19 protein-coding genes and 1 pseudogene are annotated in these 20,903 nt (G+C 66.8%); 9 read left to right on the top strand and 11 right to left on the bottom strand.

The genetic code is table 11. From position 1 onward, the window contains the following. Window positions 1-27: 27 nt before the first annotated feature. The gene (locus QZ853_RS15365; protein WP_295574955.1) at window positions 28-402 is read right to left on the bottom strand and encodes a hypothetical protein; all 375 of its coding nucleotides are present in this window, start codon (window positions 400-402) and stop codon (window positions 28-30) included. A gap of 280 nt (window positions 403-682) precedes the next feature. On the opposite strand from QZ853_RS15365, the gene QZ853_RS15370 reads away from it, so the two are divergent. From QZ853_RS15370 to QZ853_RS15410, 9 genes are all read left to right on the top strand, one after another. Beyond that, window positions 683-1,711 (top strand): alpha/beta hydrolase-fold protein, encoded by a 1,029-nt coding sequence (locus QZ853_RS15370; RefSeq protein WP_295574958.1) that lies wholly within the window; start codon window positions 683-685, stop codon window positions 1,709-1,711. 123 nt (window positions 1,712-1,834) lie between these two features. Continuing rightward, on the top strand, window positions 1,835-3,211 hold the full coding sequence (locus tag QZ853_RS15375) for an ATP-binding protein (protein ID WP_295574962.1): 1,377 nt from the start codon (window positions 1,835-1,837) through the stop codon (window positions 3,209-3,211). Between the two features lie 49 nt (window positions 3,212-3,260). Then, window positions 3,261-4,307 carry an ABC transporter substrate-binding protein gene (locus QZ853_RS15380; RefSeq protein ID WP_295574965.1) on the top strand — a complete coding sequence of 349 codons (1,047 nt, stop codon included), beginning with the start codon at window positions 3,261-3,263 and terminating at the stop codon, window positions 4,305-4,307. Beyond that, complete coding sequence (locus QZ853_RS15385; RefSeq protein WP_295574968.1) at window positions 4,304-5,347, top strand: iron ABC transporter permease; 1,044 nt, start codon at window positions 4,304-4,306, stop codon at window positions 5,345-5,347. The genes QZ853_RS15380 and QZ853_RS15385 overlap by 4 nt, the downstream gene beginning before the upstream one ends. Further along, window positions 5,344-6,105 (top strand): heme ABC transporter ATP-binding protein, encoded by a 762-nt coding sequence (locus QZ853_RS15390; protein WP_295574971.1) that lies wholly within the window; start codon window positions 5,344-5,346, stop codon window positions 6,103-6,105. The genes QZ853_RS15385 and QZ853_RS15390 overlap by 4 nt, the downstream gene beginning before the upstream one ends. Window positions 6,106-6,169: 64 nt before the next feature. Continuing rightward, entirely contained in the window at window positions 6,170-6,919 is a 750-nt protein-coding gene (locus QZ853_RS15395; protein ID WP_295574974.1) for a hypothetical protein, read from the top strand. Between the two features lie 397 nt (window positions 6,920-7,316). Beyond that, window positions 7,317-9,353 (top strand): elongation factor G, encoded by a 2,037-nt coding sequence (gene fusA, locus QZ853_RS15400; protein WP_295574976.1) that lies wholly within the window; start codon window positions 7,317-7,319, stop codon window positions 9,351-9,353. A 273-nt stretch (window positions 9,354-9,626) separates the two neighbouring features. Beyond that, window positions 9,627-9,899: a hypothetical protein gene (locus QZ853_RS15405; RefSeq protein WP_005409616.1), complete on the top strand. Its 273-nt coding sequence runs from the start codon at window positions 9,627-9,629 to the stop codon at window positions 9,897-9,899. Between the two features lie 110 nt (window positions 9,900-10,009). After that, a complete protein-coding gene (locus QZ853_RS15410) occupies window positions 10,010-10,765 on the top strand; it encodes a SapC family protein (RefSeq protein ID WP_295574978.1) in 756 nt (251 codons plus the stop codon). A gap of 6 nt (window positions 10,766-10,771) precedes the next feature. Here the strand turns inward: QZ853_RS15410 and QZ853_RS15415 are convergent, their stop codons facing one another. The 10 genes and pseudogenes from QZ853_RS15415 to QZ853_RS15460 all read right to left on the bottom strand — a co-directional run bounded on the left by QZ853_RS15415 (window position 10,772) and on the right by QZ853_RS15460 (window position 20,903). Then, entirely contained in the window at window positions 10,772-13,078 is a 2,307-nt protein-coding gene (locus QZ853_RS15415; protein WP_295574980.1) for an ATP-binding protein, read from the bottom strand. Next, the gene (locus tag QZ853_RS15420; RefSeq protein ID WP_295576261.1) at window positions 13,075-13,701 is read right to left on the bottom strand and encodes a response regulator transcription factor; all 627 of its coding nucleotides are present in this window, start codon (window positions 13,699-13,701) and stop codon (window positions 13,075-13,077) included. The genes QZ853_RS15415 and QZ853_RS15420 overlap by 4 nt, the downstream gene beginning before the upstream one ends. A 404-nt stretch (window positions 13,702-14,105) precedes the next feature. Beyond that, a pseudogene (locus QZ853_RS15425) lies at window positions 14,106-14,553 on the bottom strand (fasciclin domain-containing protein). A 99-nt stretch (window positions 14,554-14,652) separates the two neighbouring features. Then, the gene (locus QZ853_RS15430) at window positions 14,653-15,195 is read right to left on the bottom strand and encodes a lipocalin family protein (RefSeq protein WP_295574983.1); all 543 of its coding nucleotides are present in this window, start codon (window positions 15,193-15,195) and stop codon (window positions 14,653-14,655) included. Window positions 15,196-15,203: 8 nt separating this feature from the next. Beyond that, window positions 15,204-16,277, bottom strand: a complete 1,074-nt coding sequence (locus QZ853_RS15435; protein WP_295574986.1) for a cyclopropane-fatty-acyl-phospholipid synthase family protein — start codon at window positions 16,275-16,277, stop codon at window positions 15,204-15,206. Then, entirely contained in the window at window positions 16,274-17,059 is a 786-nt protein-coding gene (locus QZ853_RS15440) for a DUF1295 domain-containing protein (protein WP_295574988.1), read from the bottom strand. Before QZ853_RS15440 ends, QZ853_RS15435 begins: the two co-directional genes overlap by 4 nt. After that, a complete protein-coding gene (locus QZ853_RS15445) occupies window positions 17,056-17,604 on the bottom strand; it encodes a DUF2878 domain-containing protein (RefSeq protein WP_295574991.1) in 549 nt (182 codons plus the stop codon). Before QZ853_RS15445 ends, QZ853_RS15440 begins: the two co-directional genes overlap by 4 nt. A 1-nt stretch (window position 17,605) precedes the next feature. Next, complete coding sequence (locus QZ853_RS15450) at window positions 17,606-18,865, bottom strand: cyclopropane-fatty-acyl-phospholipid synthase family protein (protein ID WP_295574994.1); 1,260 nt, start codon at window positions 18,863-18,865, stop codon at window positions 17,606-17,608. Further along, on the bottom strand, window positions 18,862-19,629 hold the full coding sequence (locus QZ853_RS15455; RefSeq protein WP_295574997.1) for a DUF1365 domain-containing protein: 768 nt from the start codon (window positions 19,627-19,629) through the stop codon (window positions 18,862-18,864). The genes QZ853_RS15450 and QZ853_RS15455 overlap by 4 nt, the downstream gene beginning before the upstream one ends. After that, entirely contained in the window at window positions 19,626-20,903 is a 1,278-nt protein-coding gene (locus QZ853_RS15460) for an FAD-dependent oxidoreductase (RefSeq protein ID WP_295575000.1), read from the bottom strand. Before QZ853_RS15460 ends, QZ853_RS15455 begins: the two co-directional genes overlap by 4 nt.

Consider the following 20,903-nt stretch of genomic DNA (forward strand, 5'->3'; position numbering starts at 1 on the left):
GAAGCCGGCGTTTCGCCGGCTTCGCCTTTACTTGATGGCGCAATCGCGGAATGACAGGTAGTCCGTGCCGGAGCTGAACTGCAGCGTGCAGCTGGCGGTGAAGATGGCACCTTCGTCCAGGGCGCCCAGTTTGGCCGCCTGCTGCTCATCATCGCTGGTCAGCCGGGCCAGGACATTGCCCTGGTCATCGCCGGCCTCGATGAGCGGTTCGCCCGCCAGGTTGCTGGAAACGCCCAGTGCCACGGCGGTGAAGGTCACCGTCTGGTTGAGTTCCTGCATGCTCAGCGTCGAATTGCCGGCCTCTTCAAAGGTCCGGTAGAGCGTAGGCAGATCCTGCGCGGCATGCGCGGCCAGCGGTGTGAACAGGCCGAGGGTAAGGGCGATCAGTGCGGTGTGCTTCAAGGGAGTCTCACAATCATGGGATCCAATCCCATGGCGGTTGTGGCGCGATGAACGCAACCCGCAGGCGGCAACGTGCCCGCCGTCCATGGCTGCGCTGGAAGCGGGGCGATCCAATGCCCCGGTGGCCGGCAACATAGGGGAATCGGCGCCCCCTGTGCAACCGGGCATGCGCGCGCGTGATACACAGCGTGACGTGTGATCGATGTGATAATCATTCGCGTTTGAGGTAGACTGCGGTCCCCTGTGAATCTGCGGCCGCGGGCCGCCTCTGCCGCCGCCGATGAAGCATTTCGTTCTGCCTTTGCACCGTGGTCCGATGGCCCGCGGCCTGGTCGCTCTGTTGATGGGCCTGCTCCTGGCTACTCCGTACGCCCACGCGCAGCAGCGCAACCCGCTGCAGAAGATCGGCCACACCGTGCTCGACGAGCCGGCCGCCAGCTATCGCTTCGAGCATTTCGTGGTGGACAGCCCCGACCGGCAACGCCGCTGGCGGGTGAACGTGGCGATCCCGGCCAAGGCCGGCAAGGCGCCGCTGCCGGTGCTGTACGCGCTGGATGGGAATGCCGTGGCGATGGTGCTGGACCAGGCGATCCTGGCCGAACTGGCAGCACGCAAGGCACCGCCGGTGCTGGTACTGATCGGCTACGACAACGACCTGCGCATCGATTCGAAGGCGCGCACACTCGATTACACCGCGTGGATCGACCGGGCCGACGACGAGAGCGGCAGCACGCAGGCGGTGGGCGGTGGTGCGGCTGCCTTCCTTGATGTGATCGAGCGCCGCATCAAGCCGGAAGTCGAGCGCCGTGCACGCATCGATGCGCAGCAGCAAGCGCTGTGGGGCCACTCGCTGGGCGGCCTGTTCGTGCTCAATGCGCTGTATACCCGGCCCGCAGCGTTCCAGTCGTATCTGGCGGCCAGTCCCTCGCTGTGGTGGAGCCAGGGCGCGGCGCTGGGTGATCCGGAACAGCAGTTCGTGCAGAACGTGCATGGCCAGCCGGCAAAGCTCTGGCTGATGCTCGGCGGTGCCGAGCGTGTTGGCGATCGTGGCAAGCGCGACCTGAACAACCCACGCGTGGTCGCGCACTTGCGCCGCATTGGCGGTGCCACGCCGGATGCGGCGATGCGGTTGTCCGAGCGGCTGGCCAAGGTGCCGGGCCTGAGCGTGCAGTACCGCGAGTTCCCGGGCCTGGGACACGGCCCGATGCTGCCGGCCTCGTTCCATGCCGCGCTGCATGAACTGTACGGCGTGACCGATCGCAGTGCCCGCGACGGTGCCGCCAATGGCGGTGACAGCACCGCAGAATGAATCGCCTCGCACGCAATCCCGTGCGAGCCCCACTACCCAGGCGAGGCTGCCGACGTGCAGCGGCCCAGGCAACCGATGAATCCCGCGCCACGTGGCGCGGCCTACGTGTGCAAGGAGCCTTCCATGTCGTTCCGTCCGTCTTACCGTTTTGCCTCTCTCGCCGCCGGCCTGTTGCTGGCCGTGAGCGCCACCGCGCAGCCGGTGTTCGACCAGCCGGCCAACGCCACCTTCAAGGGCGAAGTCGTCTCACGCGGTGAGAACGTCGTGCCGGGCAGCACCGCTGACGTGGTCGGCCGAGGCTTCGTGCCGGGCCAGAAGGTGAGTCTGCTGCGTGGCGACAGCGTGCTCAATGCGCAGCCGCTGGTGGTCGATGCCGATGGCAACTTCAAGACCCAGCTGAGCATTCCGGCCGACGCGGTGCCGGGCACCCATCCGGTGGTGGTGCGCGCGAGCCAGCCGGCCGCAGCCACGGTGCTGAAGCTGCGCGTATCGCCGCAGCTGCCGCTGTCCGGCCAGGCGCAGTTCGCCACCCAGTCCAACAAGCTGGTGCCGGGCCTGTACCAGTCCGCCTACAGCGCGGCCAGCAACGCGGTGTTCGTCACCTCGGCCGTGGGCCGCCCGCCGGTGACCCAGTCGCAGCTGCTGAAGCTGGATCCGAAGACCCTGAAGGTGACCAGGGCGATCACCCCGGCGCAGGTGCCGGGCAGCAAGAACGGTGCGGTGTACGCGGTCTATGGCGTGGGCGTGGATGACACCAACGGCAATGTGTGGGTGACCAATACCCGCCAGAATTCGATTGCGGTCTATCGCCAGAAGGACCTGTCGCTGGTCCACCAGTTCCCGGTCGATGCCGTACCGCACGCGCGCGACGTGGTGGTCGACGGCACCCACGGCAAGGTGTTCGCCTCGGCCACGGGTGAGGACCACCTGTCGGTGTTCGATGCCAGGACCTTCAAGGAGCTGCCGCAGGTGACGCTGGAGTCCGGCGTGGATGACGGGAAGTTCACCCCGATGAGCCTGGTGCTGGACGAGAAGGGCGGCAAGCTGTTCACCGTCAGCATTGGTACCCCGGAAGCGGCGGTGATCGATGTGGCCAGCGGCAAGGTCGAAAAGGTCATCGACCTGGGCAACTCGATCAGCGCCTCCGGCGTGGCCTTTGACGCCGCGCGCAATCGCCTGTACGTGGCCTCGCAGGGTACCGACAACCTGCTGATCGTCGATGTGGCCGCCGGCAAGGTGCTGTACGACGTGCCGGTCGGCGCCGGCGCACTGAATGTTGCTTTCGATGATGCCTCGGGCCTGGCCTATGTCAGCAGCCGCGGCGCCGGCACGATCACCGTGGTCAACGGCGAGGGCAAGGTCGTGGCCAATCTCGATGGCGGCACGCTGCCGAACCATGTGCGTGCCGATGGCAAGGGCAACGTGTTTGCCGTGAACAAGTCGCGCGGCGCGGAAGACCCGAAGGGTGACCGCATTACCCGCATCACCCCGAAGCAGTAAGTCACAGGGCAGGGTGGCGTCCGCGCTGCCCTGCCCGCAAGGAGAACCCATGAACATCGCCTCCCGTCTGCGCCTGTGTGCGCTTCCGCTGGCCGTCTCGCTGGTGGTGGCCGCCTGTGGTGGTGCGTCGGCGCCAGCCGGCACCGACAAGCCCGCCGCTGCGCCCGCCGCGAGCGCCGCCACCGATGCCGCGCTGCCGGCCGGCTGGCAGCGGTTGACTGGCACCGACATGCCGTCCGTGCAGGGCCAGAAAGCGGTGCTGCCGACCCAGGTGCACTCCGATGACGGCGCTGATATCAACGTGACCGACACCAGCCGCATCATTGCCGGCGGCGACGATGTCATCGCGGTGATCGAGGCGCTGGGCCTGGGCAAGCAGGTGTTTGCTGCGCCGACCAACACCACCACCCAGGCCGGCCTGGCCGCGCCGCACAAGTTCCTGTTCAACCGCACCACCGGCGTGGAAGGCGTGCTGAGCCTGAAGGGCTCGCTGTTCCTCGGCAACAGCCTGCGTCGCCATACCGAACTGGCAATGAAGCTGCGCGAGGTGGGCGAGCCGGCCGTGGTCATCGACGATCTGCAGCCGGCGCCGGACAAGGTGCGCAAGGTCGCTGCGGCGCTTGGGCTGGCTGAGGCTGGGCAGGCGCTGGCGACCCAGGTGCAGCGCCAGCTGGACGAGGCGGCGGCACTGGGCAGGGGCCTGGGCCATGCGCCGCGCGTGATCCATGTTTCGGCGACCGGTGCCGGTGGCGCGCCGACCGTGGCCGGTGCCGACAGCGCCTCGGCGCAGCTGATTGCGCTGGCCGGCGGCGCCAACATCGGTACCGAAGCGGGAGTGAAGAACTACTCGCAGCTGAGCAATGAAGGTGTGGTCGCCGCCGCACCGGAGGTGATCCTGGTGACCGAGCATGACCTGCAGCTGTTTGGGGGTGCCGAGGGACTGTGGAAGTCCTACCCGACGCTGAAGCAGACCCCGGCCGGGCAGGCCAACCGGGTCTGGGTGATGCCGGACGTGCAGCTGAAGTACACCAGCACCGGTTCCGGAGCCGGTGCGCTGGCGCTGGCCAAGGCGTTCGCAGCGATGCCGAAGGCATGAGTCCAGCGGATCGGCGCCGCCGTCGCGGACGGATGATGGTGATGGTGGCGTTGCTGGCACTGCTGGGGGCGGTGCTGGCGTCGTTTGCCGTGGGTCCGCTGCGGCTGCCGCCGCTGGAGGTGGTGCAGGCGCTGGGGGTGAAGCTGGGCCTGGTCGATCCGCAGGCGGTCAGCAGTCGCGATCTGGCCGTGGTCTGGCAGCTGCGCATTCCGCGCGCGTTGCTGGGCGCGATGGTCGGCGCGTCACTGGCCATGGCCGGTGCCAGCCTGCAGGGGCTGTTCGGCAATCCGCTGGCCGATCCGGGCATCGTTGGCGTCAGTCAGGGCGCGGCGCTGGGCGCCGTGGCCGCCATCGTGCTGGGCGCTGCGGGTGCCGCCGGCTGGCTGGTGCCGGTGGCAGCCTTTGCCGGCGGCGCGCTGGCCATCGGCCTGACCTACGCGCTGGCGCGGCCGGGCAAGGGCAGTGGCAATGCGACGCTGTTGCTGGTCGGTATCGCTATAGCCGCCTTCTGTTCGGCGCTGATCGGTTTCCTCACCTACATCGCCAGCGAAAGCGAACTGCAGTCGCTGGTGTTCTGGCAGATGGGCTCGTTGGCACGCGCCAACTGGGCTGACGTGGCGGCGGTGGTGCCGTTGTTTGCCATCGGCGTGCTGGCGCTGCAGCGTCTGGCAACGCCGCTGGACATGCTGGCGCTGGGTGAGCGCCAGGCGCAGCACCTCGGCCTGGATGTGACCCGCACGCGGCGACGCCTGGTGGCGTTCAGTGCGCTGCTGGTGGGTGCGGCGGTGGCATTCGCCGGTTCGATCAGTTTCGTGGGCCTGGTGGTGCCGCACGTGGCGCGGCTGCTGGTCGGCCCCGGGCATCGCTGGTTGCTGCCGCTGTCCGGCCTGCTCGGCGCGTTGTTGATCGTGGTGGCAGATACTGCTGCCCGCACGCTTGATCCGCCGGCGGAGATTCCACTGGGCCTGTTCTCGGCCGCACTGGGTGCGCCGTTCTTCCTCTGGCTGGTGCTGCAGCAGCGCCGCAAGGCGGCGCCATGAGCGTGCTGTTGAAGTTGCACGAGGTGGTGGTGCGCCGCCAGCAGCGCGAGATCTTGCATGGCATCTCGCTGTCGTTCGAGCCGGGTACGGTGACCGCACTGGTTGGCCCGAATGGTGCAGGCAAATCCACGCTGCTGGCCGTTGCGGCCGGAGACCTGCGCGCGGATGCCGGGGAGGTGAGCCTGCTGGGTAAGCCGCTGGCCAGCTACAAGGCGGGGCCGCTGGCACGCGAGCGCGCGGTGATGCCACAGGAGCACGGCGTGCGCTTTGCCTTCAGCGTGGAAGAAGTGGTGGCGATGGGGCGGTTGCCGCATCCGCCGGATCCGGTGGTGGATGGCACCCAGGTGGAAGCGGCGATCGATGCCGCCGAGCTGCAGGCGCTTCGCCTGCGCGAGGTGCAGCAGCTGTCCGGTGGCGAATCGGCTCGCACCACGTTCGCGCGCGTGCTGGCACAGGACACGCCGTTGCTGCTGCTCGATGAGCCGACGGCCGCGCTGGATCTTCGCCATCAGGAGCGAACGCTGCGCAGTGTGCGCGCCTGTGCCGAAACCGGTGCCTGCGTGATCGTGGTGCTGCATGACCTGAATCTGGCGGCCGGCTATGCCGATCGCATCGTGCTGCTGGAGCAGGGCAGGGTGGCAGCCGATGGCACGCCGCTGCAGGTGCTGACCGAAGACAACCTGCGGCGTGTGTACCAGCAGGATGTGGTGGTACTGGAGCATCCGCGGCGCCGGGTGCCGCTGGTGGTGGTGGCCTGAGCGAGGGCCCGCCAGGTTGCTCCGGGTATCATGGCCGTTTCGTCTTCTTCAATGGACTGATGCCATGTTCCGCACCGTTACCCGCAGCGTGCTGCTTGCCGCGATGATTGCGTCCGCTTGTGCTGCCAATGCAGCTTCGACCTCTCAGGTTTCGCTGACCAACGCGGCCGAGAACGCCTCGCTGATCGAGACCCGATACTCCAGTGGCGACGGTGCCGCTGTGACGTCAACGAAGACGCAGTACTTCACCAACGAAGAAATGTCGGTGAGTTGGGACGACCAGCAGGTGCTGGTGCTGTGCAGTGAAGCCGCGTACCTGCAGATTCCTGCCGCCAAGCTCAAGGCAGGAGCGTTGACCGCCGAGCAGCGGCAGATGATCGTCTATCAGGCGCTGATGTCCGGCCTGGGAGCTGTCGCGGGCGTTGTCGGGCCGGCAGGGGAGGTGGTAACCGTGGCTGACGACGGTAGCCAGACCCGCAGCGTTGGCGAAAACAGGTGGGCGTATGGTGTCGAGCGCTACGACGTGATCACCCAGCGGCTCCCGGACGGTGCGCTTCGGGTACGAACCCGCAAGGCGGAAACCGTGAATACCACGCCGCCGGCCGGTCCGGACGACATGTTCAGCACCGAGGACGACCAAGCGGCGCGCCTGTCCGAGCTGCCCCCCGTCGGCAGCTGGACCGAGGTCGTTGTTCATCAGGGGCCGCGGTTGCCGCATGTGGATCCAGCCATGTCACTGAAGGGCTGGATGTCGATGGGGGATGACCGGGCTGCGACGGTGGCCGAGGCCCGCAAGCTCCACGGCTGCAATTAAGTGTCACCAGCGCTGCCGGCCGCATCGTTCCATTTATGTGTGCAATATCCACTTGCGCGCCAGATTGGCAGGTCTAGAATGCACCCCATGAACCGGATGCCGCTCCTGAAGTTTTTCACCCTGACCCGCGCAAGCGCGGAACGGGCGTGTCTGCCTGGAGCCCCACGAGGCCGCTGAAGCGGCCATCGCTGGACCTTCGACAGAGCGCCCTCCGGGGCGCTCTTTTCGTTTCTGCTTTCCCGGAAGTCGACTGACATTCGTCTCTACCGACCCGACTCTACCCAGTAGCCAAGGAGAACGTGCCATGCACCAGATCGCCGAGACCGAACGCTAGCCGCGCGCCCTGTCGCCAACCGGGGTGCGCGGCCCCTGAAGTTGGCTTTGCAGGAATCTCTTCATGAACACCCAAGTCCTTTCCCATCGTCGCAACCTTGGCATCATTGCCCACATTGACGCCGGCAAGACCACGCTGACCGAACGCCTGCTGTGGAAAAGCGGCGAAATCCATCGCGTCGGTGAAGTGCACGATGGCAACGCGACCACCGATTTCTCGGCGATCGAGCGCGAACGCGGCATCACCATTGGCGCTGCCGCCGTGCAGGCGCAGTGGGCGCCGCGCGATCTGCCGCCACATCGACTGACCCTGATCGATACCCCGGGCCACATCGACTTCGCCATTGAAGTCGAGCGCTCGCTGCGCGTGCTCGACGGCGCCGTGGCCGTATTCTCGGCGGTGGACGGTGTGCAGCCGCAGTCGGAGACGGTGTGGCGGCAGGCGCGACGCCATCGCGTGCCGTTGATTGCATTCGTCAACAAGATGGATCGCATGGGTGCCTCCTTCGAGCGCGTGCTGGAGCAACTGCAAGACAAACTGCAGGCACGCCCGTGGGCGCTGGGTGTACCACTGGGCAGCGAAAGCGCATTCAACGGCTGGGTCGATCTGGTCGATGAGCGTGTGCTGCAGTGGCACGACGGTGCAGCGACGATCGCAACCGGGTGGGACGCCGCCGCACGTGCACAGTGGCAACCGCAGCGCGATGCACTGGTCGAAGCCGTGGCCGATCACGATGAGCTGCTGGCCGATGCCTGGCTGGAAGGGCGCGTGATCGATGCCGAACAGCTGCGCGCGGCGATCCGCCGGGCGACGCTGGCGGGTGCGGGCGTGCCGGTACTGGCCGGTGCTGCGTTCAAGGACAAGGGCATCGAGACGCTGCTGGATGCCGTGGTCGATTACCTGCCTTCGCCGCTGGACCGGCCTGCCGTGACTGCTGAAAGCGAGCACGGCGAGGTGGTGCTGCCGCCGGACCCGGATGGCCCGCTGGCAGGCCTGCTGTTCAAGATCACCCACCAGCAGCACGGCGCGCTGAGCTTCGTGCGGCTGTACTCCGGCAGCTTGAAGGTGGGCGACGCCGTAGCCAGCTCGCAGCATCCGCAGGGCCGGCGTGTCAGCCGGCTGGTGCGGGTGCAGGCCGACCAGACCTACGACATCGAACAGGCGGCGGCCGGTGACATCGTGGCGGTGCTGGGCTGGAAGGATGCGGTGAGCGGTGAAACGCTGAGCGGCCGTGCACAGCCGCTGCGCCTGGAGAACATCCAGGCGCAGACGCCGGTATTGGCGTGGCGCTTGGAGCCGGCGCGTGCGGCCGACCTGATCAGGATCGCGCAGGGCTTGGCCAGCCTGGCCCAGGAGGATCCCTCGTTCCGCGTCGAAACCGACCGCGACACGGCGGAGACCCTGGTCTGGGGCATGGGCGAGCTCCACCTGGAGGTGATGGTCGAGCGCCTGCGCAGCGAGTGGAAGGTCGATGTGGGCGTGGGTGCGCCGCGCGTTGCCTACCAGGAGACACCGATCCACGCGATGTCCGGCGTGGTCGGGCGGCTGGTCAAGCAGACCGGCGGCCAGGGTCAGTTCGCGCACGTCGTGCTGGATCTGGCGCCGCGGGACGACGATCAGGTGGTGTTCAACGACCGCATCGTCGGTGGCGTGGTGCCGCGCAACTTCATCACGGCGGTGGAGAAGGGCGTGCGTGCCGCGCTGTCGGAAGGCCCGAAAGGGCATCCGGTGGTCGGCATCGAGGTCAGCCTGGTCGATGGCCAGACCCATGCCAGGGACTCTTCGGAGATGGCGTTCCATCGCGCTGGCGCCGAGGCGGTCAAGGCGGCGCTTGCCGAAGGTGGCACGCAGCTGCTGGAGCCGGTGATGGCGGTGACGGTGCATTCGCCGTCGGCGTCGGTGGGTGATGTGGTGGGCGACCTCAACCGTCGCCACGGCCGTATTGCCCGCATCGAGGACCAGGACGGTCGCGCCGAAGTCAGTGGCTTTGCGCCGTTGGCGCAGTTGGTGGGTTACACCACCTCGCTGCGATCGCTCAGCCAGGGTCGGGCCAGCAGCGAAGCGCACCTGCATGGGTACGAGCCGGTGCGGGTTGCATGAGGAAGGCGAGGGGAGCCCGTTCGCGGGCTCCCCTTTTTTTGTGGGTGCTGGCGACGTTCTCCATCCGTCCCTGGCGAGGATTCGCTGGGTGCGGATGGGCTTGCGTATCGGTGTGGGTCTGCAGTAGCGCCACACCATGCGTGGATGAATTCGTCGCGGGGCACGGAAATGTTGCACTGCACCGCAACAAAACTGCGAAAAAAGCTGGATTAAAGTGATGCCTCACGATAAATTGCGCACCCCCCGTTGCTCGCCGCCGCCCGCACCCCTCTCATGCGTGATGACAAAGACCCCGGAACCCTGGAGCTGACCCTGCCGCGCAAGCGCGGTCGTCCGCCCAAGTTCGGGTACGCAATGAGTGATGCGCAGCGTGCGGCTCGTTACCGTGCGCGCAGGGCGGGGCAGGCCAACCACGCCGATGTGCGCTCCTGCTCGGACATGGTGCTGCTGGACAAGATCCGCGCGGCAGTCAGCGCCCGCGATACCGAACTGGCGGGTTTTCTGGTGCACGTACTCTGGCAGCGCTACCCCCTGCAGCTGAAATAGGCCGGCCTTGGGGTGGCCGTTGTCATCGAGCTTGTTGATAATGCGGGATTCAGGTTGTTCCCGCTGGCGCGCCCGGGATGGCAGGCGCGCATGATCGAACGGTTCCCAAGATGACCACCACCAGCGACACCACCACCGAAGCGGCGCCGAGCGGCGCTCCCCTGTTCTACACCCGTCCGGTGCCGCTGCAGGCCGATGTGCACGCCGACCTGCGCATCCTGCCCGGCAGGCTCGAGTTTGCCGCCGGCAATAACGCCATCCCGCTGGTGCTGGGCGAGTTCTCGCTGGCCCTGCACCACTTCCCGATTCTGTTCGCCGGCCCGACCGCAGTGCCGATGGCGGCCGTTGGCGTGTCCGACCAGAACCTGTTCATCAAGGATGGCCTGTGGGAAGACGAGGCCTATATCCCGGCCTACCTGCGTCGCCACCCCTTCATCTTCATCGATACCGGCTCGGACAACGATTTCCTGCTGGGCATCGACGAGGAAAGCGCGCGCGTGGTCAAGGGCGGTGACGAAGGCCAGCCGTTGTTCGTCGACGGCAAGGCCACCGAGATGGTGCAGCAGGCCCTGGAGTTCTGCGGCCAGTACACCCGTGAGCACGAACAGACCCAGGCCTTCTCCAAGGCCCTGATCGACAACGGCCTGCTGGTCGAGCGCAACGCCACCGTGCGCACCCCGGATGGCCGCGAGTTCAACCTCAATGGCTTCCAGGTCGTGGACGTGGAGAAGTTCGTCGCGCTGCCGGAGGCGACCGTGGTCGAGTGGCACCGCAGCGGCTGGCTGGCACTGATCCACCAGCACCTGATGTCGCTGGGTCGCTTCAACGACCTGACCCGTCGCCAGGTCGAGCGCCTGGCGGCTTGATCAGGCTCAGGGCATGCCTTCCGCGAGGCGGGAGTCATGCCAGCTGCGCAGCACCTGCAACAGGCGCTGCGCATCGTTCCAGTCGGGCTCGGGGTCATGCCCCAGTTCCCATAGATCAGCGGCGATGTCGGCCTGTCCGGCCGCGCCGCAGATCTGCAACGCGCCCTGCAGCCGGTGGGCGTGATGGCGCAGGGCGCTTGCATCGCGCGCGTTCGTGGCCTGCGCGACGTCGAGCAGTTCGCGGTTGATCTCGGCAAGGTAGCCACGATCCAGCGCAACAACGCTGTCGATCGACGCGGGCGCTTCGTCCGTTGCCACGCCCAGCGCCTGCAGCAGTTGCGTCGCCTGCAGTGGCTTGCCCAGAACGGCGTCAAATCCGGCCTCACGGCAGCGCGCAACATGCCCGCGCCCCTCCCGGGCCGAGAGTGCAATCAATCGCAAGGGAACATCGGACTGCTCGCGCAGCCCCTTCGCCAGCGCATAGCCGTCCATGTCCTGCAGGCCGATATCGATCAGTACGGCGCGGCGCGCGTGCCGTGCCTGCTCAGCCAGTGCGCCGGCGGCATCGCCCACTGCGTGCACCTGCGCCCCGAGTTGGCAGAGTTGCTCGGCAATGATCCGGCGGTTGAGCGGGTGGTCCTCGACCAGCAGCAGGTCGAGCCCGTCCAGTGGCGTGCCGGCTGATCCGGTCGGTACCGGCATGACGTCGCTTCCACTGATTCGAACCGGCAGGCGCAGGGTGAAGCGGGTGCCGCGCCCATGCACGCTATGCAAGGTCAGGTTGCCGCCCATCGCGCTGGCCAGTTCGCGGGCGATCGCCAGGCCGAGTCCACTGCCGCCACGCGCCTGGCTTCCGTCCGCCTGCTGGAACGGCTGGAACAGCCGCGCGGCCTGTTTGGCGCTGATGCCGATGCCGCTGTCGATCACATCCAGCAGCAGTTCCTGTGGATCATCGGCTGGTGCCAGGTGCAGGCGCAGGTCGATGCCGCCAAGGTCGGTGAACTTCACCGCGTTGCCGAGCAGATTGTCGATGATCTGGCGCAGCGCCTCGGGGTCCAGCATCACCATCGGCGCGGGTTGCGGCGTGTAGTCAAACAGCAGGTGCAGCCTCTTGGCCTGCGCTTGCGGGCGAATCGCGTCCAGTGCCTGTTGGCAGAGCGAAGCGACGTCGCATGCGCGCACCCGTGGCCTGAAACCGCCGCTGGCGAGGCGTGAGAAATCCAGCGAGCGGCCCAGCAGGCTGCGCAATGCGTTGCCCGCTGCGTGGGCGGCGGCGAGCAGGGTGCGCTGGCCTGGATCGAGGGGCGATTGTCCGAGCAGGTCGAGTGATGCAAGGATCGCCTGCGTCGAATTACGCACCTCATGACTGATCATGCCCATCGCGCGGGCGCGACTGCGCTCGCCCCGTCCAAGGCGCGGGCGCAGTGCGTGCCACAGCAGTGGCAGGCCGCCGAGTGCCGCAGCCAAGGCCACCAGCCAATATGGCGGCGGCGCGCGCATCCAGTCCAGCGCACGTTCGACGGAGGTGGGCAGCATCTGCTGGGACCAGAGCTGCAACAGGTCTGCATGTTGCTCCAGTGTGATGTCCTGCAGCGCCTGCTCGATGCGAGCCAGAAGCTGCGCATCTTCGCTGCGCACCAGCAGGTACAGGTCGGAGGAGAAGTCGGTGTCGAGCGGCTGCATCTGCAGGTTGTCCGCGAAATGCCGACGGATGATCGGCTGCAGCGTGGTCTCCACGCCAAGCGTCGCGTCGGCAACGCCGGAGGCGACGGCAGCCAGCGCGGCATGGCGGTCGGGCACCAGCAGTTTCTGCACATCGGGGTGATGCACGGCCAGCCAGTCTGCGTAGGGGCCGCCCTCGACCACGGCCAGCCTCCGGCTCTTCAGTGCTGCGAGGCTGTGCGGCAGGGGGTCGCTGGCGCGCCCAGCCACCATCGTCTTGCCGTTGCGGAAACGCCGCGATGCCAGCAGGTTGGGGCAGGCTGGCTGTAGATGATGGGTAATACCCACCACCACGGTCAGGTCGGCCTCGTTGCGGCACACTGCGGCGATGGATGCAGCGGTACTGGGATAGGCCTGCTCCCTGAAGATCAGCCGGGAATGACTGGTGACCAGCGCGGCGTAGCCATGGGCGAGGGTGGGCGTGGCGTCGGCAAGCGCTGCGGGCACGGGCCGCAGGGAGGGGGCGGTGGCTACGCGGACCACACTGCCGGGCCGCCATGCCAGCAATTGCGTGTCCTCGGCCGCGGCGGCGGGCACCAGCAGGAGGGCCAGCAGCAGGGGCTGGGAGGCGCGCAGGCGGCGCCGCCTCATGGTGCCGCCAGTTGCCGGCGCATGGCATAGATCTCGGCATCGTTGCGCAGGCCCAGCTTGCGCAGTGCGGCCACCTTCTGGGTGCTGATGGTCTTCACGCTGCGGTGGCGGCGCAATGCGATCTCGGAAACGGTGAGGCCTTCCAGCACCAGTTGCAGGACCTCGCGCTCATTGCGGCTGAGGTCATTGCTGCTTGCCGGCTGCGTGCGGTCGGGTGGCAGCCGGGTCTGGCCACGCGAGGCCTGTACGATCGCCTCGGACAGCATTGGCAGCGGCTCGGCCTTGCTGACCAGGCCGCGGATTCCCGCTGCAAGCAGGTGAGGAATGTTTGTGTTGGGCGATAGTGTGGCGAAGGCAAGCAGCGCGAGATGCGGGAAGTTGCCGCGCAGCAACGGAATCAGCTCCGTGCTGCTGCGGTCGCCACAGGCCAAGGTCAGGTCGATGATGGCGACATCCACGTCGATCCGCCCCAAGTCGTTGATGAGGTCGTCGCTGTGCGCGTGACTTGCGACGATGCTGAAGCGTGCGTCGCGCGACAAGTGCAGTGCGGTGCCGCGGCGGGCGATCTCGTGGTCGTCCAGGAGCGCCAGACGCAGCGGGCGCGGTGCAGGGAGTCCGTTCATGCGCGGGGAGGCAATGGGCGCCCGCAGGCGTGGTGCCCATTCTGGCGCCGCTGTCGCGACAAGCATCGAAATCCTTCGATTTTTGCGATTATTCTTATGTTTCCATCGCCACTGAATATTGAATACAACGATGGGCATTGATGTAGGCAATGAATGAGCCGGTCTGCTCGATTCTCGCTGCGGCTTGTGCGGGGCGGTGCCATCAGCACGGTGGCGTGTATGCCGTACATGATCCGGCCCGAGGAAGAAGGCAGGGTTCCAAGGCTCACGCTGGATTGAGAACCGGCGGTAAGACGGGATCGTGGTGCGCGCATGGTCCCGCGGAGGTTGATTGGCGTGACGCATCACGGCCGCTGGGCACGAGTCTGGGCCGCGGCATCAAATGCCCGTCCGGCGTTGAATGGTTACTTCGGCATCAGAACGGTATCGATGACATGGATCACGCCGTTGGACTGGCCGACATTGGCAATGCTGATGGAGGCCTTGCCGCCCTCGGCATCAACGACCCACAGGCGGCTCGCCCGGTGCGGTCTTGAGCGTGGCCGTGCCGCCCTGCTTCTTGGCATCGGACATCAGCCAGGCAGAACTGTAATTGCCGGGCGCCACGCGGTAGCTGAGGATCTTGGTCGGCTGCGCCTTGTTCTCGGGCTTGACCAGGGTCTCGACGGCGCCGGCTGGCAGCGTGTTGAACGCCGCCTTGGTTGGCGCAAACACGGTGAACGGGTCCGCGCCGTTGAGCGCGTCCACCCGGCCTGCCGCCTTGACGGCGGCGATCAGTGTGGTGTGATTCTTCGAGTTGATCGCGTTCTCAACGATGGTCTTGGCGGGGTACCTCTCTGCACCGCCGACCATCACCGGAGTGGCTGCGGAACTTGCCTCGACGGTAGGCCCGCACAGTGCGGGCACTTTCCTGTACACCGCGAGGACACGGCTGGAGGCAGCCAGGCCCCGTCAGCGCGCACCGCGTACGGACTGCGGCACGCGTCGCAACTTGCTCACGTCGTACCCCATCGCCGCAATGCGCTGCTCGGCCCGCTGATAGTCGGCTTCGGAGACCTGTGGCGTGCGGGCCATGTACCAGACATAGTCGCGCTTGCTGCGCGCCACGATGGTCTGCGTGTAGCCATCATCCAGCCACGCGATGATGTACTCGGCCTGGATCGGCCAGATGAACTGCATGCCCCACACTGCGCCGTTGCCTTCCTTCTCGACGCGGCCGATGGGGTGCATGGACTTCACCGGGGCATCGAAGCTGCCCTTGCGATAGGTGAAGGTGGTCTGGATGCGCCCGTCCGGTCTCGGTGCATAGCTTTCCACTGCGTCGAACGCCTCGCGTTCCGGCCAGGATGGAATATGGGCGATGACATACCAGTCGCCCATGAAGCGCGGCACGTCCACTGACGGCGGGCGCGGAAGGGGCCGGGTGTCGTTGGCGCTGCAGCCGGCGCCGAACAGGCCAACCACGAGCAGGGGAAGCAGCGAGAACATGCGCATGTCACACCTCAGCGAGGGCGGAACAGGTAATGGGCGACCAGCCACTGTTGGCCGTTGTCGTAACCGAACAATTCGGCGCAGGCCATCCAGAACATCCGCCAGCGCTGCCACCAGATCCGGGCCGCCGCCGCCCCGTAGGTGGCAACCAGCACCGGCATCACGCGATCGCGGGCCGCATCCTGGTTGGCCAGCCAGTGATCGGCGGTGCGCTGGTAATGAGTCCCATCGATCAGCCACCGCTGCTCCAGCTGCAGGTCGTGCTGGAAGTGCAGCAGGGTATCGGCGGCGGGCATCAGGCCGCCGGTGAAGAAGTGGCGGCCCATCCAGTTGTCGCCGCCGTCGGTCTCGAAGGGATACATGAGCGTGCGGTGCGCGAAGATATGCACGAACAACGCGCCGTCTGGCTTCAACCACTGCGCGATGCGTCCGAGCAGGCGTTGGTAGTTGCGCACGTGCTCGAACATTTCCACTGAAACGCAGCGGTCGAACTGCGCGTGCGGCAACTCCAGCTGGTTGACATCGCGGGTGAGTACCTCGACGTTGTGCAGCCCGCGCGCCGCACACTGGGCCATGATGTGCTGGCGCTGGCTGTTCGAGTTGGACACGGCGGTGATCCGCGCGCGCGGGTAACGTTCGGCCATCCACAGTGTCAGCGAGCCCCAGCCACAGCCCAGTTCCAGGATGTGCTGGCCATCGGCCAGCCCGGCACGTTCGCCGTATAGGGCCAGCATCGCGTCTTCGGCCTGATCCAGCGTCTCGTTGCCGGTCGGGTAATAGCAGCTGCTGTATTTCAGCTGCTTGCCCAGGCAGGCCTGGAAGAACGCGGCGGGCACTTCGTAGTGCTGGCGGTTGGCGGCATCGGTGTGCAGCGCCAACGGGCTGTGGGTCAGTTCGGCGATACGGCGGCTGAAGCGGGCCGACTGGCCCTCGATGCCGCCTTCGGCTTCCTCGTGAAGGCGCTGCGCACAGAGTCGCCGGATGCCGGCGCGCAACGCTGCATCCGGAATCCAGCCGCGCTCGGCCCAGGCGATCAGCCCGCTTTCGCCCGCTTCCACGGGGGTCTGTGACGGGATCGCGTTCATGCGGAATGCTCCTTGGAAGGGCGGGGGAACCAGGGGAAGAACATCGGCGTGGTGCGCTGATAGTCGCGGTAATCGTCACCGCGACTGCGCACGGCCTGCTTTTCGGTGAACGGGATGCCGCTGAGGTAGCGCAGGAATACATACATCAGCAGCGGCCCAGCCCAGGCCAGCCACCACAGTGGCGAGCCGACCGCCAGCAGCACATAGGTGAACCAGTGCAGCCATTCGAAGAAATAGTTGGGGTGCCGCGAGTAGCGCCAGAGCCCGTCGCGGCAGGTCCGGCCCTTGTTGGCCGGGTTGGCGCGGAAGCGGGCCAGCTGGCGGTCGGCCACTGCCTCGCCACCCACGCTGAGAAGCCACACGGCAGTAGCAGCAGCGATCCAGATCGCCGCATCGGAGCGCGGGTTGGCGGCGACAGCGACGAAGGGCAGGGCGAACAGCACCACCAGCAGCGCCTGTGCCATGAAGAAGCCGAAGATCTTGCCCTGGTGCCCCTGCCAGTGGTCGCGCAGGTAGCGGTAGCGCCCGTCCTCTTCCTCATGGCGGACGCGATGCCATAGATGCAATGCCAGCCGACTGCCCCACAGGCCGCCGAGCACACCCAGCGCAATGCGCGGCATCACCGCGCCATCGCCCAGCAGTGCCAGCAGCAGCGCAGAGGCGCCGACTCCCTTGGCCCAAAGCACATCCACCACGCCGATGTTGCGGTGGCGGCGCTGCCAGGCCCATCCCCAGCTCATCACCAGTACGGCGTACAGCAGGATCCACAGCAGGTTGGTCATGGCGATGCTCCGGCGAGGGGCGGCGCGGCGGTGTCGCGGACACCTCGCCGTGTGGCCCAGCACAGCAGCGACAGTGCAACGCTCCAGCCGACGCCAAGCACGAGCAGGCCCCGCCACATCGGTGCGGCGAACTGCACGGCGGCAAAGCCGCGCGCTGCGGAGAGATAGGCCAGCGGCGCCAGCAGCAGGCCGAACAAAAAGGGCAAGGCGGGGTGGCGTTGCAGGAAGCGCATCGAGGTGGTCAGGGTCATCGCGAACGCCGCCCATAGCGCCATGATCCACGGCGGTGGCGCCCATCCGAGTGGTGCTGCGGCGTAGCGGACGGTGCCACTGGCGGCGGCACTCGCATCGACCAGCCAGGCGCAGGCCAGTGCCAGCATCAACAGCCTAAGGTCGAGCCGGGGATGGATCGAGGTCAGCAGCTGGCTGCTGATGTACAGCAGCGCCGCCAGCAGCGCGGGCCATTGCCAGCCACGGCTGGCACCGGCCACGGCGCACAGCCAGACCAGCTGGTTGCCGAGCAGGTTGGTCCAGAACCGGGGCATGTCAGCGCCCATTCCCGGCGCTGGTGGCGGGTCGATGACCGGGGCGTGCCAGCAACAGATGGGACACGCCGATCGAGCGTTCCAGGAAGCCGCCTTCGCAGTAGGCCAGGTAGAACTCCCACAACCGGCAGAAGCGCGCGTCGAAGCCCTGCGCCCGCACTTCGGGCAGCTTCGCCATGAAGCGCTGGCGCCATGCGCGCAGGGTCAGGGCGTAAGAGTGGCCGAAGTCGTGCTGGGCAATCAGCTGCAGGTCACTCGCGCGGGTCTTGGCCGCCATGATCGCGTTGATCGAGGGAATGAAGCTGCCCGGGAATACGTAGCGCTTAATGTAGTCGACGCTGCGCCTGGCCTGCTCGTAGCGATGGTCCTCGATGGTGATCGCCTGCAGCAGGGCCACGCCGTCCGGTTTCAACAGGCGCTGCAGCGTGGCCATGTAGGTGTCCAGGTATTCGGCGCCGATCGCCTCGATCATCTCGATCGACACAAGCTTGTCGAACTGGCCCTGCAGATCGCGGTAGTCCTGCATCAGCAGGGTAATGTGGTCCTGCAGTCCGGCCGCATTCACGCGCTTGGCGGCCAGGGCATGCTGTTCGGCCGAGATGGTGGTGGTGGTGACATGGCAGCCGTAGTGGCGCGCTGCATGCACGGCAAAGCCGCCCCAGCCGGTACCGATTTCCACCACCCGGTCACCCGGCTTCAGCTGCAGCTGCTGGCAGATGCGGTCGAGCTTGCGCCGGGATGCGGACTCCAGTGGCTCCGCTTCGTCGGCGAACAGTGCCGACGAGTACATCAGGTCTTCCGAGAGAAACAGCGCGAAGAAGTCGTTGCCCAGGTCGTAGTGCGCGGCGATGTTGCGCCGGCTCCCTTCGCGGCTGTTGCGGCGCAGCCGGTTCCAGCCGCGCAGCAGCCAGCCGCCGACCCGTGCCGGACCGGTTTCCATGCCATCCAGCAGATCGCGGTTGCGTACCAGCAGCCGCACCAGCGCCACCAGGTCGTCGCACTGCCAGTCGCCGTGGATGTAGCTCTCGCCGGCGCCGACACTGCCTTGTGCGGCGACCTTGCGATAGAACGCCGGGTCATCGATGGTGACCGTGACCTGCAGCGCGCCGTTGCCCTGGCCCAGCCAGACTTCACCGAGCGCATCGCGCACGCAGAGCCGGCCTTCGCGCAGCGGGGCCAACTGGGCCAACAGGCGGCGGCGCAGGAAGGCGTCCAACGTGCCGGGGTGGGGCAGGGCCACCGAGGGGGTCATCTGGTTCATCGCGGCTTCTCGGCAAGGGAAGGGTGGTCATGCACAGGGTTGCGCTTCAGCCACAGCCGCAGCGCATGCCAGTGAATGGCGGCCACGACCTGGGTCGTCATCAGTGGATAACAGGCCAGCACGCGGGCCAGCCCGCGGGCGCCCAACGGGCGTCGTTGCATCGTCTGGGTGGCATCAAACTGGCGCCGGCCCTCGCGCCAGACCTGCATGTGCACGCGCAGGTCCTGATCGGGGCTGTTGAACCGCCAGTCGTAGCGGCAGTCCATCGCCATGAAAGGTGAGACGTGGAAACACTTGTCGAACTGCCAGCGCAGTGCGTCGCCTTCGCGCGTAGCGGTGGCGGCCGGCAGCACATAGGCGTGGCGCTCTTTCCAGGGCGTATTGGTGATGTCAGCCACGATGCAGTCCAGGGTGCTGCCGTCGGCCTGGTAGCAATAGTAGAAACTGACCGGATTGAACACATGTCCGGCATAACGCAGATGGGTCAGCAGGCGCACCGGTCCGGCCGGCCGGTAACCCAGCGTGCCGGCGGCATGATCACGCACCGCCTCGACGAGCGGCTGCGCGGGGTCGCCCAGGTAGTCGCTGCGACGGAACTCGGCTAGGTTGCGACGGTTGACCGACCACAGCCAGCGGCCCTCGAAGACGCTGTCCAGTTCGTCCAGATCCAGTAACAGCTGCGCGACGGGATAATGGAAGGCATGCGGATGCGGATGGTGGCGACGATGAATCACTTGGCCAAAATAGAGAGCACTGGCGCTCATGCGGCCACCTCGCGCCAGGGCTGAGTCGGTCGGTTGTCAGTGCTGAGCTGCAGTGCATCGACCACGCGGCGGGCACTGCGGATGCCATCCTCGTGGAAACCCCAGCCCCAGTACGCGCCTGCGAACCAGGTGTGGCGCTGCCCCTGCAGCTCGGCCCAGCGTTGCTGCGCGCGTACTGCAGCGTGGTCGTGTATCGGGTGGGCGTAGTGCAGCGTACGCAATACCTTGCGGGGGTCGATGGCGGCACTGCGGTTGAGCGTGACGACCAGCGGGGTGTCGCCGGGAAGGCCCTGCAGCAGGTTCATGCAGTAGCTGACCGTGCACGGCGCAGCAGGGTCGCGCGGAACGTGCGCGTTCCAGGCGGCCCATGCCTTGCGGTTGCGCGGCAGTAGCGATGCGTCGGTATGCAGCACCACTTCGTTGGGCTGGTAGCGGATGGCACCCAGCACCTCACGTTCGACCGCCGTCGCATCGGCCAGTAGAGACAGCGCCTGGTTGCTGTGGCAGGCCAGGATGACCTCGTCGAAATCTTCCGCTCCAGCCGCACTGTGCACGCGCGCGCCTTGGGGTAGGCGCTCAACCGACCTGGCCGGGCATTGCAGGCGCTCCTGCACGCGCCAGCGACGCCGCAGTGCATCGACGTAGCGGGCCGAGCCGCCACTGACCACGCGCCAAGGAGCGCGGCCGGTCATCTGCAGCATCTGATGGTTGGCCATGAACTGGGCCAGGTAGCGCGCAGGAAATGCCTGGACGGTGGCCGTGGGCGAGGACCACAGTGCCGAGGCCATCGGCAGCAGATGCTCCTCGATGAACGCCTCGCCATAGCGTTGGCTGCGTAGGTACTGGCCCAAGGTCGGGCCTTCCTCTTCGGCCAGCAGCAGCGGCGCATCCCGATAGAACCGGCGCAGGTCGGCCAGCATGCCCCAGAAGCGCGGCGACAGCAGGTTGCGTCGTTGGCAGAACAGACCGTCCAGCGAAGTGGCGTTGTACTCCACGCCGCTGCGTTCGCTATGCATCGAGAAACTCATCGTAGTCGGCTGCGAAGCTACGCCCAGCTCGTCGAACAGTGCCGACAGAAGCGGGTAGTGCAGGTCATTGAAGACGATGAAGCCGGTATCCACCGCCATGCGGACACCGTCCACCTGCACCTCGTGGGTATGGGTGTGACCGCCGAGATAATCGTTGGCCTCGAACAGGGTGACCTCATTCTGGCCATCCAGCCACCAAGCGCTGGCCAGTCCTGCAATACCCGAACCGATGATCGCGATGCGCAT

This window comes from uncultured Stenotrophomonas sp. (genome assembly GCF_913778665.1).
Taxonomy (GTDB): Bacteria; Pseudomonadota; Gammaproteobacteria; order Xanthomonadales; family Xanthomonadaceae; genus Stenotrophomonas.

Excerpts from the sequence above, each read along its gene's own strand:
- QZ853_RS15370 (WP_295574958.1), top strand. The coding sequence starts at position 683 with ATGAAGCATTTCGTTCTGCCTTTGCACCGTGGTCCGATGGCCCGCGGC.
- QZ853_RS15375 (WP_295574962.1), top strand. The coding sequence starts at position 1,835 with ATGTCGTTCCGTCCGTCTTACCGTTTTGCCTCTCTCGCCGCCGGCCTG.
- QZ853_RS15380 (WP_295574965.1), top strand. The coding sequence starts at position 3,261 with ATGAACATCGCCTCCCGTCTGCGCCTGTGTGCGCTTCCGCTGGCCGTC.
- QZ853_RS15385 (WP_295574968.1), top strand. The coding sequence starts at position 4,304 with ATGAGTCCAGCGGATCGGCGCCGCCGTCGCGGACGGATGATGGTGATG.
- QZ853_RS15390 (WP_295574971.1), top strand. The coding sequence starts at position 5,344 with ATGAGCGTGCTGTTGAAGTTGCACGAGGTGGTGGTGCGCCGCCAGCAG.
- QZ853_RS15395 (WP_295574974.1), top strand. The coding sequence starts at position 6,170 with ATGTTCCGCACCGTTACCCGCAGCGTGCTGCTTGCCGCGATGATTGCG.
- fusA (WP_295574976.1), top strand. The coding sequence starts at position 7,317 with ATGAACACCCAAGTCCTTTCCCATCGTCGCAACCTTGGCATCATTGCC.
- QZ853_RS15405 (WP_005409616.1), top strand. The coding sequence starts at position 9,627 with ATGCGTGATGACAAAGACCCCGGAACCCTGGAGCTGACCCTGCCGCGC.
- QZ853_RS15410 (WP_295574978.1), top strand. The coding sequence starts at position 10,010 with ATGACCACCACCAGCGACACCACCACCGAAGCGGCGCCGAGCGGCGCT.
- QZ853_RS15415 (WP_295574980.1), bottom strand. The coding sequence starts at position 13,078 with ATGAGGCGGCGCCGCCTGCGCGCCTCCCAGCCCCTGCTGCTGGCCCTC.
- QZ853_RS15420 (WP_295576261.1), bottom strand. The coding sequence starts at position 13,701 with ATGAACGGACTCCCTGCACCGCGCCCGCTGCGTCTGGCGCTCCTGGAC.
- QZ853_RS15430 (WP_295574983.1), bottom strand. The coding sequence starts at position 15,195 with ATGCGCATGTTCTCGCTGCTTCCCCTGCTCGTGGTTGGCCTGTTCGGC.
- QZ853_RS15435 (WP_295574986.1), bottom strand. The coding sequence starts at position 16,277 with ATGAACGCGATCCCGTCACAGACCCCCGTGGAAGCGGGCGAAAGCGGG.
- QZ853_RS15440 (WP_295574988.1), bottom strand. The coding sequence starts at position 17,059 with ATGACCAACCTGCTGTGGATCCTGCTGTACGCCGTACTGGTGATGAGC.
- QZ853_RS15445 (WP_295574991.1), bottom strand. The coding sequence starts at position 17,604 with ATGCCCCGGTTCTGGACCAACCTGCTCGGCAACCAGCTGGTCTGGCTG.
- QZ853_RS15450 (WP_295574994.1), bottom strand. The coding sequence starts at position 18,865 with ATGAACCAGATGACCCCCTCGGTGGCCCTGCCCCACCCCGGCACGTTG.
- QZ853_RS15455 (WP_295574997.1), bottom strand. The coding sequence starts at position 19,629 with ATGAGCGCCAGTGCTCTCTATTTTGGCCAAGTGATTCATCGTCGCCAC.
- QZ853_RS15460 (WP_295575000.1), bottom strand. The coding sequence starts at position 20,903 with ATGCGCATCGCGATCATCGGTTCGGGTATTGCAGGACTGGCCAGCGCT.